Source organism: Yoonia sp. SS1-5, assembly GCF_038443705.2.
In the GTDB taxonomy this organism is placed as follows: domain Bacteria; phylum Pseudomonadota; class Alphaproteobacteria; order Rhodobacterales; family Rhodobacteraceae; genus Yoonia; species Yoonia rhodophyticola.
In genome coordinates, this window is record NZ_CP151767.2 from 635,877 (window position 1) to 651,982 (window position 16,106).

Sequence of the window (16,106 nt, forward strand, 5' to 3'; positions counted from 1 at the left end):
TTGATCATGGTTGGCGGGGCTTGATATTCACCGCGTATCCAAGTTCATTGAGGCTAGCGTTTTTCAGGAGATGGTTTGTTGACCCATATTAGAATTGGATTTCTTGCGATACTTTTAACACTCGCAAACGCGTCGTTGGCCGATCAACGTATCAGAGCATTTGTTCATTCAGACGAAGTTGCCCGGTTTGCCATACATTCTGCTGAACTATTCAGTTCATCTGGCGGATACCAAACCGAATACTCGATATGCAATATCGATGATCGTAATCCTCTCATCTACAAATGGCCAGACACCGGTATGGAAAGCAAATCCTATCGGCCTCTGCCTCTGGGAGGGTGCCATATACTCCAGATACCGTCAGAGATGAGGCCCAAACCAAGGGGTACAGTTACTTACTACACTCAAGCCTCACGCCCTTATAACTGGGACGCGATCCTGAGGTCTGACAATGGGCAAAACCAAGTGCAGCCCTTCAGACGGTATCTCAATTCTCTAAAGGCATTTTTTGGTAATTCAGATGAACCCGACTCCCAAGCTGTTGGCTATGTTTGGCTCGAGGTATCCCAAACAACTGACGCCACGGGGTTAGAAACTTCAATAGGTTGGAACGATAACAATATTTCAATCGTTGTTCCGCAAGGCGCACTGGACGGAGTTGGAGGCCAAGAGTTGATTGATGCGATAAACCAACAGGGCTATCTCGCTAGGCAGGGCACGTTAGGAGATATTGTTGAAGACGACGAGATTTCTGAAAGCGAAGAAGCATCAAACCAAGCAATAGAACTCTCCAATCCCGACAACGCAAGCTCTCCGGTAACGCTTAGCCTTCCAGAATATTCGGAATTTTTCGAGAGCATATTTTATTTGATTGATCGAGAGACTCGCAGGATTGTCGCAAGCGGAAAATTCTATCTAGTTCGTTGAGGGTGTAATTGCAGTGTTTAAAAAAGAGAAAATCGTTAGAATTGCGAAACTTTTGGCTCAGCAGTGGGATAAATTCTCCCGAGCTGTTGGTTGGGTACTTACCTTCATTTCTCCTGTTGTTTTTGAAACGCCCAGTATTCCAGATGGCCAAAATATGCCATACGATTTTGCACCTACAATCTGTGCAATAATTGGCTTTGGTTGCGCACTTTTTCTTTTCTCGTCCGGCAAGATTACACCGAAGGTAAAGTTTACCGCACTGGCTTTGTCCGGTATTTTCGCACTAGCTGCGATATTGAGTTATAGAGGTGATCTCGAATGGATTGCTTCCCCAACATACATCCAGTACCTATTGGAGTTTTTTAAGTTTTGTATCTTCTATGCCCTTTTTTACGTCTTCCTCGGAATTGTTTTTATAAGTGGTGGCGACTATATGGCCGACAAACTCAGAAATTTCTAAACCCGATTATTTGTCGGGTGTTATGGTTTCTTCAAACCCAGCGCAGAGGCCTGCTTCAAATTCAGAGATTAATTCATCCCCGCTTAGATCGCAATTAGAAGTACTTGGCCAATGAGGGTCATCAGTCAACTTGATGGGTGTTCCTACAATGCTGAATACCCCCGCGAAAACGGCGCTAAGTACGACAATTTTTGTTTGAGGGTTAACTTTCATTTATAGAATTTCCCAGAGATCAGCCGCTCGATCAAGAAGAACATATTCCTAATCGAAATCGGATAACTTGCTGTATCGCCAAATTCTCCAAACCGCTTAGATGATGGCTCTTTGCGTGAGCAATGGCCGCGACGGCAAACAGAGGCTCAGTCAGCTCATCTGACGTATTATGTAGAACTGTTGAACGGAAACGTTGGCTGATTTCCATACAAACCGATATCACATTTTCCGAGAAATTTGAAGTGGTTGGACATCTCGTAAACGCCGGAATTTTCCGGGCAGAAGCTTGTATTGACGGCGTGAACGACTGTTTGCGGCCGTTCGAATGAAAGACGATCAATGGTCGAAGTGCGGACACACCCGACTCTTAAGTCTAGGCTACCAAAGGCGGCGATGTGCCTCTCGTGACGGCGACAATGCTCAGCGAAATTGTCCTCACAGGGGAACCCGTCCGGAAAGGACAGCCGCCGATTTACGGCGGCTGTCCACTGAGATAAGAGCAACTACTTGCGGGAGGCAGCGAGCATAAATTGTTCGAGGCCAACCTGTCCGCCGTGCTGAGATATAACCGGTTTTCTCAAAGTAAAATGGACCACTGTATCGTCATAGCTGGGAGTGTCAGCCTCTTCCTCTTCTTCCACATTCAGTTCAGGCATGTTCAATGTGCTCAACTCACCAATAAGTAGTTTGGCTAACTGTGCTGTTGACGAACTTGCCACAACAAGATTCAACCCTTTTGCCGCATCGCTGTGTAGATCACTGACATTGGGATAGTTCATATACTCCGCAAAGCCGACAAAATCGATAGGCCTAGAAGCCAACACACAATAGGCCAAAACTGCACGCGACTGTTCGTCAGGATTTTGGGTCACACTGAGGCCGCGGATAGCCCACCTCTTTGTCCCCAGCACGACAGCTGCGGTCTCCGCGATCAGCATAAAATACTCAGCCTTGGCGCTCAGAGTGTCCGCATCAACAGTATCCAATTCGTTCTTCATTTCTTGCTCCACACCAATAATTCTCTCGTTTTTGAGCACCAACTCAGGTGTGCTAGTCTCTTGAATTTCTTGGTTCAACTTAACAATTCCACTGATATAACCGCGTCTACTGACTGCCTGTTCATGTCCATTTACAAGGTGAAAACCGGACGTACCCATGGGCCAACCAAGATCTGTGGCACTTTCAGAAATAGTCGTATGTAAGGTATCCAATGCTTCTTGAATTTTAGCGCCTTCCACGCCACGTCCATTCCATTGGAGCTGTATATTGCCATCAATGACGTCGATGATGCTACAATTGTCCAACAGCCGGATTAAAGATATTGGAGCTCCGCTCGTCCGCAGTTTTACCTTCCACTCAACAAGTGTCTCATTCATCATCACGAAGTCGTGCTGATAATCAGGCGGACTTTCGTCAAGATTACATTCTGCATCGGGAAAATCCCATTCATTCAGTTTGGCAGACATAGCCATCCTCCTTTCGAGGTATCTTAGTTTTGTTTTCCGCTACTTACTGACCGTCCATCTGCGCTGGCATCAGGGCGGTAAAGAAATCGTGGAGAGCTGGCTTTGCTGAATAGAGAACCTTAATGGGGCTCTCAAAGTCGTACTCAATCAGATCGACTTCATAGGCTGCTAAAGCAATACGCTTTATGCGTTGGCCGTGAGCGAGGTCTGGATTACCAAATTGCTCTTCTTTTTTGGTATCTACCCAAAACTCACGAATGAGCTTTGAGTAAAATGTGGACTTTGGCTCTTGTCCAGGAAGCCTGAGGATGGGGGCTTTGCGGCCAAGTTCCTCTTTGTACGCCCGAGCAAAGTCGTCGGAATCAGCCCAAATCGTGAAAAGGAATGTAAGTGCGAGTTCGCCGCGAAGCGTGTTACAGGCTTGGTGTCTTTCGACAACATCCTCGACCCCCTGACCGTCGAAAAACTGTCGGCAGTGGAGATGTATCGCCTTGCGATACGCTGCCCCGATCCAAACGCCGCGCGAGATACTGCGCACGAACTGATCAAGTGCCATTGATGTTGCCTTGATGCACTCCTCGTCCTGATTCAGGCCAATGAGTTCTTTGATCGATTTGGTCATGATGATGCCCTCCCAAAAGTGACAGTTTCGCCAATCCTATAGCTGTTGCTCTCGTTCCCTCAGCTTTCGCTAAGATTCGTTTTTTCTCAAGCGATTGAATTGCTTGATCAGAAATTTGCTCACCTTCGGAGCAATAGTCTGGCGCAAAATGTTCGAATCGAACAAATTAAATGAACATAATAATCAATTAAAACAATACTTTGAAGAATTCTTGCAACAGCACCATTTAGGAGTGGAAAGGAGCAATTATGCATACCATAAAAATCACGATATCAATCGCCACTCCCCAAAAGATGGGGCAGCATCCAGAATCCAACACTGCGACAACGGCAGGTTGGCAACGGCACAAAGGCTCTGTTGGCCGGGTGATCACAAAGATTTTGACAAATACTTGCTTGGATCAATTTGTACAAGCATGGCAACCAATCATCGACCAAGTCGTAAGTAGTTGGCTTTGATCCACACAAAGGTCGTAACATCCAAGCTATCCCTAATGAAGGCTTTGGAGAAAATGCATTGCAGCGCGGTCATGCGCTGCGATGGGCAGGCTGGGGCCGACACCAACCACGCCAATGTCGACAATCAGTGCTTCGCAGCTGTGCTTGCAAGGTGAAGCATTTTGCACTTTGGGCTCTCCCCGGCCAATCGCGATAGATTTCATGAACTTCCGCTCAAAACCGTGAGGCTTCTGGCACTGCCGTTCTTTCTCAGGAGAGGCGTTCAAGTTCAAGACATGTCAAAATTCTTTAGGTTCCGTGCCAATGTCGCGCGCGATGCGCCGATCCTGCGTGCCGCCTCTGACGTTGATATCTGTTCTTGTCGAATGAGGCGCTGAGCCGCCAGTATCTCTTCGATGTCCAACTTAGGCGGCCTCCCTAACTTGCTTCCGCGCCTTTTTGCTGCCGCTAGGCCTGCTATGGTGTTTTCCGCGATGATGTCTCGCTGAAATTCGGCAAAGGCGCTGAATAAATGATAGACCAGCTTGCCGCCGGGTGTGGTAGTATTGATGCCTTCGCTGATCGAACAAAAGTGGATACCGTCATTCTGAAAACGCACCAGTAGATCGGCAAGATGCAAGACGGAGCGCCCAAGCCGGTCGAGTTTGAAGACTACAACGGTGTCACCTGCTTTCAGACCGTCCAGCATAGCGTCTAGTCCGCTGCGGTTGGCCTTGGTGCCTGACACCCCATGATCTTTGAAGATCATATCGCAATTCACAGCCTTGAGCGCGTCAAGCTGCATCAGAAGCTTTTGATCCTTCGTTGAAACCCGTGCATAGCCGATACGCCGCCCTGTTGTTGATATGTCTGGCCAGACGCTCATATCGCCGCCCCCTGTTCAAAAACGAACCTTTCTGAGCAGGTGGCGCGGTTTGCGCTATAGAGCGAAATCTCACCGCGAATGGCGCGGTTTTTGGTGTGATCCGAATATACAGTTTTCATATGACTCGTTGAAGTGTAGATGTTCAAAATCCTTCGATTATGATCACCATTAAGGCATTGAGTTTAAATGTTTTTGTGTTGGCATTGGCCAACTGTCCACATCTTTCTTTGGCTGACGGTTTCACCAGCGCAGATGTGTTGGAATGGGCCGAGGACAGCCAAGATAGTTTTTTCCAGACGTCCGTGACGATGATCGGCGTCGTTGCGACACAAACGGGCGCGCATGGCCATATCGCAGCGTGCATCGATGACTGGTACTGGGAGGGGAACACAGCAAACCCCGAACATAACGATACCATCAGAGCGGCAATGCAGCGGTTTCCTGACCTATATCCTCAAGCTATCGTTCTTGCGGTCGTGGAAAAACAGTGTGGCAAATTCTCAGGATCATAGTTCGGGTACAATGATTGTTGCGGTAGGTCGGCTTGCCGTCTGATCGGGCTCGGTCGCTGGGGCGGCCTTGGTCAGTGTTTCGGCCATGTCCTGTTCCAAGGCATCAACGATGTCTTGGCCGCGTTGTCCAAAGCTTTCTAAATCATCTTCGCTTGGTGGATTGTCATCATCGTCCATCGCCGCCTGCATATCACCAATTTCGGCTTGGCCAGACTGAATATCGCTTTCCAGCTTAGTCAAGCGGTTTAGGTGCGCGATGTAGGCTTGCAGGTCTTCAAAGCTTAGCTCGTCGCCGTTCCACAGAACCGTCGCAGCGAGATCGGCGGCAACAACCGCGCCATCCTGAGTGCGAATTTGTCCGTTTTGATCTTTGAAAACTCTGGTGCCGTCTGGCAGCCGCGCCGCACGGTCTAGTTTATCTTCAAGCTCTGTAGTCGATTGGTCGATTTGCGCGCGAACCCGTTCCAACAATACATCCAAGCGGCTCTGCGCTTCGGTCAAGATATTGGCGGTCTCTTCGAACAAGGCCACATAGGCTGGGTTTTCGATCAGCATGAGCTGTAAGCGCGTCAGCGCCTCCGCGCGTTCGTCTTTGGACCTGCCGGATGGATCGGTGCTATTTGCGCTGTCTGGCAAGAAGCGTGCAATTCTGCCGACATCTCGTCCAGCCATTTCGTTTTGAAGGTCGTCAAAGTCTCGCGCATGTCTTGCAAAGCGCTCGGTCAGTCTGATTTCTTGTTCGTTGTCGTCAAAAGGCACAATGAAATTATACACTTGTGCGGGTTAAGGATTGGTTAATCTCTATTAGACTGAACCTTAACCTAGCTCAACACTAAGGTGCCGTGCGGGGTCCATGCTTTGATGAAGGACGCGCAGAACAAAGAGACCCTGCGTGTCTTGCTTATAGTAAATCGCGTGACTTTGCTGGTTCAGCCGCCACACCCCCTCATGGATATCGCCGAAATCTCTACCCAATGTTGGCGTTGCTGCGATCTGAGAAAATCGTTGATAGAGCGCGCCGATATAGGCATCCGCCTGTGTCTCGCCGAACTGTTCAAGTGAGTAGAGGTAGATATCGATGATATCGCGTTCTGCGTCATTCGAAAGCGTGAAGCTATTCGCCACGCAGCAATCCATTCTGCCGCGCTTCGGCTCGGGCTGCATCGATCAGGGCTTCTTTCGGGCGGGTTCCGACGCCGCTGGCTTCTGCCTTTTCGAGCAAAGCTTTGAGTTCCAATGTAGCAGTTGCGCGGCGTTCTTGGTCGCGGCGGATCAGATCACGCACATAGTCGCTGGCGTTGCTGTAGCGGCCATCTTTGGTTTGTGCTTCGACCCAAACTTTCATCGGGTCCGGCAGAGATACATTCATCGTAGCCATTGTCGGTCTCCTTTCTTCAAGAATGACACATATTGTCAAAGTTTGTCAATTTTGACTGAAAGGGCGCTTATAGAGGTTTCTTGACCAACGACTTCCGAAGATCATTATAGATCACTTGGTTGGGGCTGACGTACGAGCGGTGCGCATCGGCAACGGCCATGCGCTGCTCCAAATCCAGAACTTCTTCGGCATCTTTGAGCAGGCGTGCATTCTCGGCAACCAGTGCTTCATACTCCTGCATGTTCTCTGCTGTGACTTCCGCTTTTGCGAGCCCTTCAGCGGAATCTTTGATGATCTTGTAAGTGTTCTTGAGTTCATCGCTCATCTCAAAGAGCCCATAAGGCTGTCCGGCCATGCGGCAATAGGCACGCACAGCATTCTCAATAACCAAGGCGCTGTAGTGGCGTTCGGTCAGTCTGCGCCCATCAAGGCGGTGGAGCATTGTATAGAGTATCATTGGATCGACCGCGCCTGCATCATCCAGCAGTCTTTGGCCGCGCGGTAGAATTTTGCCTCCATCAAACAAATAGCGCCTGATGCCCTGAAAGATGTTTCTGTTGTTCATGATGTCATCCATCATGCGGAAACGGATTTTCCAGGTGAGCTCGCGAACTGTCTTCTCAGAGATGCGGGTCTTGCTGGCGATTTGATTCGAAACCGTAAGTTCGGAAAACCCCTTCAACACCTCCAAAAACTTCGATTCGCTGAGCTTTGAATGGCGCTGATAGCGATTCTTAGGGCGTGGTTTTGGCTTGGGTTTGGGCTTCGGTCCGCGTCGTGCCATTCAAAATAACCAGCTGAATATAAAAGATAAAACGACTTTATTCTGAGTGCTCTTCTTCCGTGCTTCGTTTGCGTCAAGGCCTGTTTGGGAGTTAGGAAGCATTCACGCCAAGCAACATGGCACACCGCCTCTAGCGAGGCAATGAGGGCCCAAGAGCCCGTCCGAAACTGAAGAACTGAAACCCCGCTGAAAACCCCGTTTTCAGTGCCCGATACCGCTGTGCCTTAGGCCAGCCCAAGAAAAGAGAAAGGAGTAAAATATGCACCCGCATCAATACAACAATGGTCCCGGCGCTCGCGGACCCGGAGCGGATATGACAGGCGGCTTTGCCACCTGCGCAGCCGTGATGGTGTCAATCATCGTTACCCCGACCTTCAGCCAATACACGATGCCTTACGTCATCTGGCTTGCTGAAGATCACTACGATTACGACACCGTGGGTCTCATTGCTTTTGCCTGGGACATCATTGCTTGGCCGATGTGCTTTTTCGCAGCACGCGCTGCAATCGGCACAGCCTTGACCATGGCAGGCGTCTATCTCGCATACCGCCTCATCTAAACAAACTGGCTGGCTGCAATGAAGTGGCCAGACATCAAAACGAAACTGACATGAAAGGAAATCAAATGCCTAAAGAGATCAAACGCCCTGTTGGGACGGTCTATGTCACCGAAACGAAAAAGACATTCGGCGACAAGGTTAAGGGTTTTCTCGAAGGTATCGCCGGATGCGGCGTGATCATCGGGATCATCTATCTGCTCGCAAATGCGGGCTAAATACTACGGGATGGCGGCACGAGCGCCGCCATCCTTCTTCTGAAATCAAAATGAAAGGAAACGTCATGACATTTGACGAACAATACCCCTATGGCTCGGCGCGATTTGCTGATCCCCAAGAAATCACCCGCGCATTTCGCGCAACTGGCGGCGTGCCCTTTGCCTTCCTCGGCAAGCGCAAGCTGTATCACTCTAAGCAAGCGGGCATGCTGCTGATTGGCGGCGCTGGCTCCGGCAAGTTCACTTCCGTTCTTGCACACATTATGAATGCGCCGGGGCGCGCTGGCGAGCCGCCGCGTTATGCGATCTTCGATCCCAAGCGCGAGCTGCGCGCGGTAATGGAGCCGTATTTCGCATCCATCAAAGCCCGCGTGTATGAGATCAACCCGTACTTCACCCATGGGGTGCAGGGATCAACGCTCTCGCTATTTAGCCACCTTACAGAAGACAGCCCGCGTCTTGTGGCTGATAGTCGCCGCGTGGCGCGCACACTTTTGCCAGATAGCGGAGGCGGAGATTCAGCCTTCTTCGATCAAAAAGCGCAGAACTGGCTGGATGCTATGATCCGTGGCCTTGTCACCACGGTTGATGGCGTCTCACCAACCAAGTTGTTCGATCTAATTGGCATGATCCGTTCTGACCCGGATGCCTGGGAGCTCATGGCGCACATGATGGCTGAATGCGGCGAACCGGATTTGCGCATCACCTATGATGAGATGCTGGATATGGCGCATGATAGTCGCCGCACCTTTGACTCGGTGATGGGCAGCGTAACCAATGCGCTCGCCTTTATGACTGATCCGCGCCTGCAAAATGCTTTCACCAGCACGCATCTGGCAGACTTCACATTGGATGTGCTCTGCGAGAGTAGTCCTGATCCGGTCTTTGTGTTCTTTGTGATGCCGCCGGAGATGACGCAGCAAAATGCGCCGCTGATCCGTCAGTTCTTCTCGACGCTGCGTACGATCAAGCAATCCAAGCCAGAAGCGCCAACACTCAATCTGGTGATTGATGAGGCGGCCCAGCTTGGGCCATTCCCTGAGATTGCCGAGTTCTATTCCATTGGGCGCGGCTTCGGGCTTTGTCCGGTTTGCGTCTATCAAGATATCGGCCAGATCAAACAGAACCTTGGGCCAACGGGGGCGATGACGCTCTCGGCCAGTGCCGATCTGGAGGTGTATCTGGGCGGCGGCATCTCTGATCTGGAAACCGCGCGCCATCTGAGCGCCAAACTCGGCACTCAGACAATTGAGCTTAATGATCATCTCACCCAGCAGCGCGCAGGCCGCGCTATGCGTGAGGCCATGCATGATGCGCTATTCGGCAAGGGTAATGCCGTGCGAACGGGCCTTGCGATGAAAACGCTGGACTATGAGCGTGGCCATAAACGCAAGCAGGCTCGCGCGCTGATGACGCCAGAAGAGATCATCGGCATGAGCCATAAGCAGGCGCTCATCATGCCATCGGGCTACGGCATTCCGCCATTCTTGGCTGATAAACTGCAGTATCATGCCATGAAGCTCTATCGCGGGGCATACGGGCCTAATCCGTATTTCGATGCTGACCCGTCATCCGTGTGCGTGCCTGCATCATTGGGTCGAAAGAAAACCCTTCGCGTTATCCGTGAACCCGTGCCAGCGGCGCTAGCGCATCTTCCTCAATATCAAAGTGGTGAGTGGTCCTATCTGGACGGTCTCCGCCCCAAAATCTGAACCACCAAATCTGAAACAATCAAAAGGAACTACACAATGAAACACGAACCAATCCAAACCAAAGCCATGAGCAAAATTTGCACGTCAAAATCTGAATGTGGTAAGCTTAAGGTAGAGCAGGAAACTTACGCAACGACCGATGGTGGTCATGCTCAGCTGCTCGACCCCGCATCGCCAGTTCTGGCGGGCGAATTTCAAGGGCAAGACGGACAACTAACCGCACCGCTTCATAGAAGTGATGCCGGAAAGGAGTGTGTTGCCATGAGTGATGAAAGCCTGCTCTCAAAGGCGCTGGAACAAGCCGCATCGCCATCCATAGAGATCGATGTGGCCAAATATCAGGCCTATCTTGATGATCCTGCACTGACAGATGCGCAAAAAGAAGAGATCATCTCGGCGCTCTGGTCGATCATGACCGCGTTCGTTGATCTTGGTTTCGGGGTACATCCTGTTCAGCAAGCAATAGATCAAGAAGCCTGTGGACATCTCACCGAAAAGGTTGATCAGAGCGGCGAGACGGATTCTAATGATCCCAAGCCAAACTTTGAGACCCTGCAAAACGCATTTAATGCGGCCCGCGATGATACGTAGTCGTGCGCCGCCAAGAGATAAGGAGTAGATATGCAATCAGACATTAAACAAAAATCGGGCCCTGGCACGAAGGCAATCATCTATTGCCGCGTGTCAGACCCAAAGCAAACCACGCGCGGCGACGGCTTGAATTCGCAGGAAACCCGTTGCCGTGAGTTTGCCAAATACAAAGGATATGAAGTCGTATCCGTTTTCAAAGACGATATGTCGGGCAAGTTCCATACGCGTCCCGGCATGCAAGGTGCGCTGTCCTTCCTACGCAAGCATCGAAAGTCGCCGCATGTGCTGATCATTGACGACATCACGCGTCTGGCCCGTGGGCTGGAAGCCCATCTTAAGCTGCGTTCAGCTATTAGTAATGCTGGCGGTCTTCTTGAAAGCCCGTCCATTGAGTTTGGAGAGGACTCGGATTCAATCCTGGTCGAGAACCTGCTGGCCTCTGTCTCGCAACACCAGCGCCAGAAGAATGGTGAGCAAACCAAAAACCGTATGCGCGCCCGCATTCAAAATGGGTATTGGCCTTTTCAGGCACCAATCGGTTATCGCTATGAGCGCTCCAGTGCTGGGCATGGCAAGGTATTGGTGCGTGATGAGCCCATTGCTTCGATCTTGCAGGAAGCGCTTGAGGGTTACGCATGTGGGCGTTTCCAGACGCAAGTGGAGGTCAAACGATTCTTGGAAAGCCAGCCCGCTTTCCCGAAAGACCTGAACGGGCGCGAGGTGCGCAACCAGCGTGTTTATGAGATTCTGACGCGCTGTCTGTATTCCGGCTATATTGAACATATCGATTGGGGCGTCTCAATGCGCCAAGGACATCACGAAGGACTGATCGACTTCACGACGTACCAGAAAATTCAAGATCGCTTGGTATCAACTGCCAAGGCTCCGGCACGCAAAGACATCAGCTCTGACTTCCCTCTGCGCGGCTTCGTCCAGTGCGATGATTGCGGCGAAGCGCTAACGGCTTGCTGGTCTACCAGCAAGACAGGCAAGAAACATCCCTATTATCTTTGCAAAACCAAGGGCTGTGACAGCTATCGCAAATCGATCAAGCGCGATCAGCTCGAGGGAGACTTCGAAGGCCTCTTGCAAGCGCTGGAGCCCTCCAAGGGGCTGTTTCAGCTCGCAAAGGCCATGTTCCGCGACATTTGGAATGCCCGTCTCGCACAAGCAGCGGATACCTCTAAGGGGCTCAAGAAAGATATCCACAAGATTGAAAAGCAGATCGAAGCCCTTCTCGACCGAATTGTCGAATCTGGCTCAAGCACCGTAATTGCCGCTTATGAGAAGCGCATTGCCAAGCTAGAAGCCGACAAGATTTTTCTGGAAGAACGCATGGTCAATGGCGGCAAGCCGCTAGGCACTCTGGAGGAGTCGTTCGAACTCGCTTTGCGATTCCTATCAAACCCTTGGAATATCTGGAAAAACGGCTCTTTTGCATGGCAGAAAACGGTGCTGCGATTGGCCTTTGCGGAGCCCATCCGCTACAGCCGAAATCAGGGTGTTCGAACCCCAAATATTTCCTTACCCTTCAAGGTGTTAGGGGATGTTTCAACTGCTAAATTCGAAATGGCGCACCCGAGAGGATTCGAACCTCTGGCCTCTGCCTTCGGAGGGCAGCGCTCTATCCAGCTGAGCTACGGGTGCCTGCAAGCGTCTATAGCGATGTGATCTGACACTCGCAACGCGAAATTGGGATGGATCAAGATCCATCCTACGCCGTCCCGCATTGCGCCACTAACTGAACAGGTCGTGACACAGTTCCAGCGCATCGACCAGCACGTCGACCTCTTGCGTGGTGTTGTACATCCCAAAGGAGGCCCGGCAGGTCGCACCGACGCCCATATGCTCCATCAGCGGCATCGCACAATGGGTTCCCGCCCGAACGGCCACGCCTTTCTTGTCAAGCACGGTCGAGATGTCATGCGCATGGGCCGCCCCATCAAGCGTGAACGAGAAAATCGCCCCCTTTGTTGCTGATTGCCCCTGCACATTCACCCAGTTCAGCCCGGCCAGTTTGCTGCGCGCATAATCGCGCAACCCCTGTTCGTGGGCCGCGATGGCATCCATGCCGATACCCATCATGTAATCAAGCGCCACGCCCAAACCGATGGTCTGGACAATACCCGGCGTGCCGGCCTCGAACATCATTGGCGGGTCGTTCCATGTGACCGCATCCCGGCCGACATCCCGGATCATGTCGCCGCCGCCCATGAAGGGCCGCATCTCGGCCATCCGGTCCTTGCGCACATAGATCGCGCCGGACCCGGACGGCCCGTAGAGCTTGTGGCCCGTCACCGCATAGAAATCGCACGCGATGTCACCGACATCGACCGGCATATGCACCGCCGCCTGAGACCCATCAACCAGCACCGGCACACCCTTGCCATGCGCCCCTGCCGTGATCGCCTTGACGTCCACCACCGTGCCCAGAACGTTGGACATATGCGTGACCGCCACCAGCCGGGTTTTCGGGCCGATCGCGTCAATCACCTTTTGCGGATCAAGATCGCCATTTGCGTCCACATCCACCCATTTGATCACCACGCCCTGCCGTTCCCGCAGGAAATGCCAGGGAACAATATTCGCGTGATGCTCCATAATCGACAAGACGATCTCGTCCCCGGCCTGCAACCTTGGCATCGCCCAGCCATAGGCCACCATGTTGATCCCTTCGGTGGTGCCGGAATTGATGATGATCTCGTCCTCGCTGCCTGCATTCAGGAACCGGGCGATAATCCCCCTGACGCCCTCGTACCGTTCGGTCGCCAGATTGCTGAGATAATGCAGGCCCCGATGCACATTGGCATATTCTTCGGCATAGCCGCGGGTGATTGCATCAATCACGACCTGCGGCTTTTGCGCCGATGCCCCGTTGTCGAGATAGACCAGCGGCTTGCCATTGACCTCGCGCGACAGGATCGGGAAATCGGCCCGGATTGCATCAATATCATAGCTCATATTGTCCCCCCCGGGGGTTGGAGACCGCCCGCCAGCAACAAAAGCGTCACCGCAACCATTGCAACAGCCAGCATCGCAAGGATCAGGCACCCAAGCGCCGTCCCCAAATTCTTGAACCCGTGCAGTTCATTGATGAAATTGACCAGGCACCAGATCAGGGCCGCCCCGGTCACCAGGCCAAACATGGCCCCGATATTGTAGCTGAACAAGGTGATCACGATATGGATGATCACCAGCGTCAACCGCACCGCCAGGAACCACACAAACACGGCCAGGGTTTGCTGCAATGTCCCGGTGCCATCCAGGATCCGGCCCACCTTGAATATCGCAAAGCCGGTTGCGCATAACAGCGAGATCACAAGCGCTGCAAAGGCAAATGGTGAAATCACCCGGGCCTGTGCCTGCATTTCGGGGGGGAGCGGCGCAACCTGTTGCAGGATCACAAGCGCCAGCGTGCTGAGAATGCCCATCAACACCATTGCGGTCCAAAGCGTGGACAGGTCAAATCTGTACGCGAGGACCTGCCGCGCGATCGGAACAGGCTCGATCAGGCTTAGCCAGACCTGGCGCATCCAGGATTGAAATTCGCGTGTCATGATCGCCGTTCCGCCTCGCGCAGGGATTGCACCCAGATATATAGAAACCCCAGAACCCATATCCCACCGACAATATTGGTCTGCAGGCCCGGCCCGACAAAGCCGGCCGTCAACCCATGCAAAAGCAAAACAGGTACAGTGGCAAGCAAGGTCCAAAACAAGGCGATCCGCGCGCCGTACCAGTCACCCTGCCCGCCCAGTGCCTTGGCAACCAGATGGCTAAGTGCTGCCAGCGCATAAAGAAACAACGGCCAGACCATCACCCAGGCCAGAAACTCGTATGCCATCAGCTGGTTCAACTCGGGCACGTCAGCGCCCGGCGCCAGATCAAACCCGGCGGCCTTGCGCGACAGACGCGGCCATTGGGCCACAAATATCAGAAAGCAGGCGATCATGACAAAAGCCATGGCACGGTCTTCCCGCCTGCCCTGATCCAGTATGCGGCGCGTCACCGCCCGCGGCGCGCGCCACGTCTCTATGATATCTGAGGTGACAGGCATCAGCTATGGCGAGACAGCCAGCCTTCCAGCCGATCCCGCAACGCATCCGCGAGCGCCTCATCCGCGATTTCTTCCAACGCCTCGGCGAGGAATGCCAATGTCAGCAGATTGGTCGCCTGGGTATGCGGCACACCGCGCGAGCGCAGGTAGAACAACGCATCCTCGTCAATCGCCCCCGAGGTAGAGCCATGCGAACAGGCCACATCATCGGCGTAAATCTCAAGCTCGGGCTTGGCGAGGAACTGGCTGTCGTCATCCAGCAGCAAGGACTGGCTGATCTGGTAGCCATCGGTCTTTTGCGCGCCTTCCTTGACGAGGATCTTGCCCTGAAACACACCGGTTGCGCCGTTGCGCAGGACCTTCTTGAACACCTGACGGCTTTCGCAATTCACCGCATCATGGGTGATGAAAACAGTGTCGTCGTGATGAAAGTCCTTTCCGTCCCCAACGCAAACGCCTGCTACATGGGCCGTTGCATCATCGCCCAGTATCTCAAGCACACATTCGTTGCGGGTCAGCACCCCATTGAAGGTCATGGTGAACGACTTGAACACGCTTTGCTTGCCTATTCTGGCAAAGCAATGGGTCACTGCCCGGCGTTCGTGGTCGCGCCCCTGGGCGCGGACATGGTGAAAGGCCGCACCGTCCGCCACGTCGACTTCCAGTAGTTTTGAGAAACGTGCCGCCGCAGGGCCGGTTTCCAGCAGGGTGATTTCGGCGCCCTCCTCGACCTTGACCAGATTGTGCAGCGCGGCATCAGAGGCCACGTTATTGTGCAGATAGATCAGGTTGATCGGTTTTGACACTTTAGCCGTGGCGCGCAGAACAACCCCATCAGTGGCCGTCGCCGTATTCAATGCAGCCAAGGGGCGTTCCACCGGCACCTGGCCACGCGCCTCGAGCACGCCGTAAAGGTCCTTGGCCCAGTGAATGTCCTTTGCGGTCACATCCGCCAGACGTTCCACCTCGACCCCTTCGGCCTGCAGATCATCGGACGCATCTGCATCAAAGACGCCGTCAACAAAGACGATCCTGACCCGATCAACCGCATCGAACAAAGGCCCTTCGTCATTCTGGAACAGCGCGGCCTCGGCCGCCTCGGGCGCCGTCAGCGAGGATGGATCGGTGTATTTCCAGTATTCATCCCGCTTGGTCGGCAGGCCCATTTGCTGCACCCGTGCGAGGGCATCGGCCCGCGCCGCATTTGCCCATGCCGCGCCATCGGGCATTTCAAGTCCGGTCAGCCGTGCTGCTGTTGTCTCACTTTTCAGCTTCGCAAGCGCCATG

General features: G+C 52.8%; 18 protein-coding genes, 1 tRNA gene and 1 pseudogene. 8 read left to right on the plus strand and 12 right to left on the minus strand.

Annotated features, from left to right (window positions below; all coding sequences use genetic code 11):
* The first annotated feature begins 78 nt into the window (after window positions 1-78).
* Complete coding sequence (locus tag AABB31_RS04660; RefSeq protein ID WP_342075610.1) at window positions 79-927, plus strand: hypothetical protein; 849 nt, start codon at window positions 79-81, stop codon at window positions 925-927.
* A gap of 13 nt (window positions 928-940) precedes the next feature.
* On the plus strand, window positions 941-1,387 hold the full coding sequence (locus tag AABB31_RS04665; RefSeq protein WP_342075609.1) for a hypothetical protein: 447 nt from the start codon (window positions 941-943) through the stop codon (window positions 1,385-1,387).
* 716 nt (window positions 1,388-2,103) lie between these two features.
* Here the strand turns inward: AABB31_RS04665 and AABB31_RS04670 are convergent.
* The 3 genes from AABB31_RS04670 to AABB31_RS04680 all read right to left on the minus strand — a co-directional run bounded on the left by AABB31_RS04670 (window position 2,104) and on the right by AABB31_RS04680 (window position 4,930).
* Window positions 2,104-3,066, minus strand: coding sequence for a hypothetical protein (locus AABB31_RS04670; protein WP_342075608.1), 963 nt, complete (start codon window positions 3,064-3,066; stop codon window positions 2,104-2,106).
* Between the two features lie 43 nt (window positions 3,067-3,109).
* Window positions 3,110-3,688 (minus strand): hypothetical protein, encoded by a 579-nt coding sequence (locus tag AABB31_RS04675; protein ID WP_342075607.1) that lies wholly within the window; start codon window positions 3,686-3,688, stop codon window positions 3,110-3,112.
* Between the two features lie 726 nt (window positions 3,689-4,414).
* The gene (locus AABB31_RS04680; RefSeq protein ID WP_373635472.1) at window positions 4,415-4,930 is read right to left on the minus strand and encodes a recombinase family protein; all 516 of its coding nucleotides are present in this window, start codon (window positions 4,928-4,930) and stop codon (window positions 4,415-4,417) included.
* Between the two features lie 239 nt (window positions 4,931-5,169).
* Here AABB31_RS04680 and AABB31_RS04685 point away from each other — a divergent pair, with 239 nt between their 5' ends.
* On the plus strand, window positions 5,170-5,523 hold the full coding sequence (locus tag AABB31_RS04685) for a hypothetical protein (RefSeq protein WP_342075605.1): 354 nt from the start codon (window positions 5,170-5,172) through the stop codon (window positions 5,521-5,523).
* Here the strand turns inward: AABB31_RS04685 and AABB31_RS04690 are convergent.
* The 4 genes from AABB31_RS04690 to AABB31_RS04705 form a co-directional block, all read right to left on the minus strand.
* Complete coding sequence (locus AABB31_RS04690; RefSeq protein WP_342075604.1) at window positions 5,518-6,297, minus strand: hypothetical protein; 780 nt, start codon at window positions 6,295-6,297, stop codon at window positions 5,518-5,520. The genes AABB31_RS04685 and AABB31_RS04690 overlap by 6 nt on opposite strands.
* A 42-nt stretch (window positions 6,298-6,339) precedes the next feature.
* Entirely contained in the window at window positions 6,340-6,648 is a 309-nt protein-coding gene (locus AABB31_RS04695; protein WP_342075603.1) for a type II toxin-antitoxin system RelE/ParE family toxin, read from the minus strand.
* Complete coding sequence (locus AABB31_RS04700; protein WP_342075602.1) at window positions 6,638-6,901, minus strand: type II toxin-antitoxin system ParD family antitoxin; 264 nt, start codon at window positions 6,899-6,901, stop codon at window positions 6,638-6,640. The genes AABB31_RS04695 and AABB31_RS04700 overlap by 11 nt, the downstream gene beginning before the upstream one ends.
* Before the next feature lie 67 nt (window positions 6,902-6,968).
* Window positions 6,969-7,685: a hypothetical protein gene (locus tag AABB31_RS04705; protein WP_342075601.1), complete on the minus strand. Its 717-nt coding sequence runs from the start codon at window positions 7,683-7,685 to the stop codon at window positions 6,969-6,971.
* Window positions 7,686-7,944: 259 nt separating this feature from the next.
* Between AABB31_RS04705 and AABB31_RS04710 the strand changes: the two genes are divergently transcribed.
* From AABB31_RS04710 to AABB31_RS04730, 5 genes and pseudogenes are all read left to right on the plus strand, one after another.
* Window positions 7,945-8,244, plus strand: a complete 300-nt coding sequence (locus AABB31_RS04710) for a hypothetical protein (protein WP_342075600.1) — start codon at window positions 7,945-7,947, stop codon at window positions 8,242-8,244.
* A 65-nt stretch (window positions 8,245-8,309) separates the two neighbouring features.
* The gene (locus tag AABB31_RS04715; protein WP_342075599.1) at window positions 8,310-8,459 is read left to right on the plus strand and encodes a hypothetical protein; all 150 of its coding nucleotides are present in this window, start codon (window positions 8,310-8,312) and stop codon (window positions 8,457-8,459) included.
* Window positions 8,460-8,524: 65 nt separating this feature from the next.
* Window positions 8,525-10,171, plus strand: coding sequence for a type IV secretory system conjugative DNA transfer family protein (locus tag AABB31_RS04720; RefSeq protein ID WP_342075598.1), 1,647 nt, complete (start codon window positions 8,525-8,527; stop codon window positions 10,169-10,171).
* Between the two features lie 36 nt (window positions 10,172-10,207).
* Window positions 10,208-10,762: a hypothetical protein gene (locus tag AABB31_RS04725; RefSeq protein WP_342075597.1), complete on the plus strand. Its 555-nt coding sequence runs from the start codon at window positions 10,208-10,210 to the stop codon at window positions 10,760-10,762.
* A gap of 30 nt (window positions 10,763-10,792) precedes the next feature.
* A pseudogene (locus tag AABB31_RS04730) lies at window positions 10,793-11,830 on the plus strand (recombinase family protein); the annotation flags it as partial.
* Between the two features lie 502 nt (window positions 11,831-12,332).
* Here the strand turns inward: AABB31_RS04730 and AABB31_RS04735 are convergent.
* The 5 genes from AABB31_RS04735 to AABB31_RS04755 all read right to left on the minus strand — a co-directional run bounded on the left by AABB31_RS04735 (window position 12,333) and on the right by AABB31_RS04755 (window position 16,105).
* Window positions 12,333-12,409: transfer RNA gene (locus AABB31_RS04735), tRNA-Arg, on the minus strand.
* A gap of 90 nt (window positions 12,410-12,499) precedes the next feature.
* On the minus strand, window positions 12,500-13,723 hold the full coding sequence (locus AABB31_RS04740; protein WP_342075596.1) for a cysteine desulfurase: 1,224 nt from the start codon (window positions 13,721-13,723) through the stop codon (window positions 12,500-12,502).
* Window positions 13,720-14,319 (minus strand): Yip1 family protein, encoded by a 600-nt coding sequence (locus tag AABB31_RS04745; RefSeq protein WP_373635473.1) that lies wholly within the window; start codon window positions 14,317-14,319, stop codon window positions 13,720-13,722. The genes AABB31_RS04740 and AABB31_RS04745 overlap by 4 nt, the downstream gene beginning before the upstream one ends.
* Window positions 14,316-14,819 (minus strand): YIP1 family protein, encoded by a 504-nt coding sequence (locus tag AABB31_RS04750; RefSeq protein ID WP_342075594.1) that lies wholly within the window; start codon window positions 14,817-14,819, stop codon window positions 14,316-14,318. The genes AABB31_RS04745 and AABB31_RS04750 overlap by 4 nt, the downstream gene beginning before the upstream one ends.
* A complete protein-coding gene (locus tag AABB31_RS04755; RefSeq protein WP_342075593.1) occupies window positions 14,819-16,105 on the minus strand; it encodes a SufD family Fe-S cluster assembly protein in 1,287 nt (428 codons plus the stop codon). Before AABB31_RS04755 ends, AABB31_RS04750 begins: the two co-directional genes overlap by 1 nt.
* Window position 16,106: the final 1 nt, after the last annotated feature.

What these genes read in the sequence shown, in the direction of transcription:
- AABB31_RS04740 (WP_342075596.1), bottom strand. Translation starts at nt 13,723, where the DNA reads ATGAGCTATGATATTGATGCAATCCGGGCCGATTTCCCGATCCTGTCG.
- AABB31_RS04705 (WP_342075601.1), bottom strand. Translation starts at nt 7,685, where the DNA reads ATGGCACGACGCGGACCGAAGCCCAAACCCAAGCCAAAACCACGCCCT.
- AABB31_RS04725 (WP_342075597.1), top strand. Translation starts at nt 10,208, where the DNA reads ATGAAACACGAACCAATCCAAACCAAAGCCATGAGCAAAATTTGCACG.
- AABB31_RS04715 (WP_342075599.1), top strand. Translation starts at nt 8,310, where the DNA reads ATGCCTAAAGAGATCAAACGCCCTGTTGGGACGGTCTATGTCACCGAA.
- AABB31_RS04675 (WP_342075607.1), bottom strand. Translation starts at nt 3,688, where the DNA reads ATGACCAAATCGATCAAAGAACTCATTGGCCTGAATCAGGACGAGGAG.
- AABB31_RS04745 (WP_373635473.1), bottom strand. Translation starts at nt 14,319, where the DNA reads ATGACACGCGAATTTCAATCCTGGATGCGCCAGGTCTGGCTAAGCCTG.
- AABB31_RS04755 (WP_342075593.1), bottom strand. Translation starts at nt 16,105, where the DNA reads ATGGCGCTTGCGAAGCTGAAAAGTGAGACAACAGCAGCACGGCTGACC.
- AABB31_RS04700 (WP_342075602.1), bottom strand. Translation starts at nt 6,901, where the DNA reads ATGGCTACGATGAATGTATCTCTGCCGGACCCGATGAAAGTTTGGGTC.
- AABB31_RS04710 (WP_342075600.1), top strand. Translation starts at nt 7,945, where the DNA reads ATGCACCCGCATCAATACAACAATGGTCCCGGCGCTCGCGGACCCGGA.
- AABB31_RS04680 (WP_373635472.1), bottom strand. Translation starts at nt 4,930, where the DNA reads ATGCAGCTTGACGCGCTCAAGGCTGTGAATTGCGATATGATCTTCAAA.
- AABB31_RS04720 (WP_342075598.1), top strand. Translation starts at nt 8,525, where the DNA reads ATGACATTTGACGAACAATACCCCTATGGCTCGGCGCGATTTGCTGAT.
- AABB31_RS04750 (WP_342075594.1), bottom strand. Translation starts at nt 14,819, where the DNA reads ATGCCTGTCACCTCAGATATCATAGAGACGTGGCGCGCGCCGCGGGCG.
- AABB31_RS04685 (WP_342075605.1), top strand. Translation starts at nt 5,170, where the DNA reads ATGATCACCATTAAGGCATTGAGTTTAAATGTTTTTGTGTTGGCATTG.
- AABB31_RS04670 (WP_342075608.1), bottom strand. Translation starts at nt 3,066, where the DNA reads ATGTCTGCCAAACTGAATGAATGGGATTTTCCCGATGCAGAATGTAAT.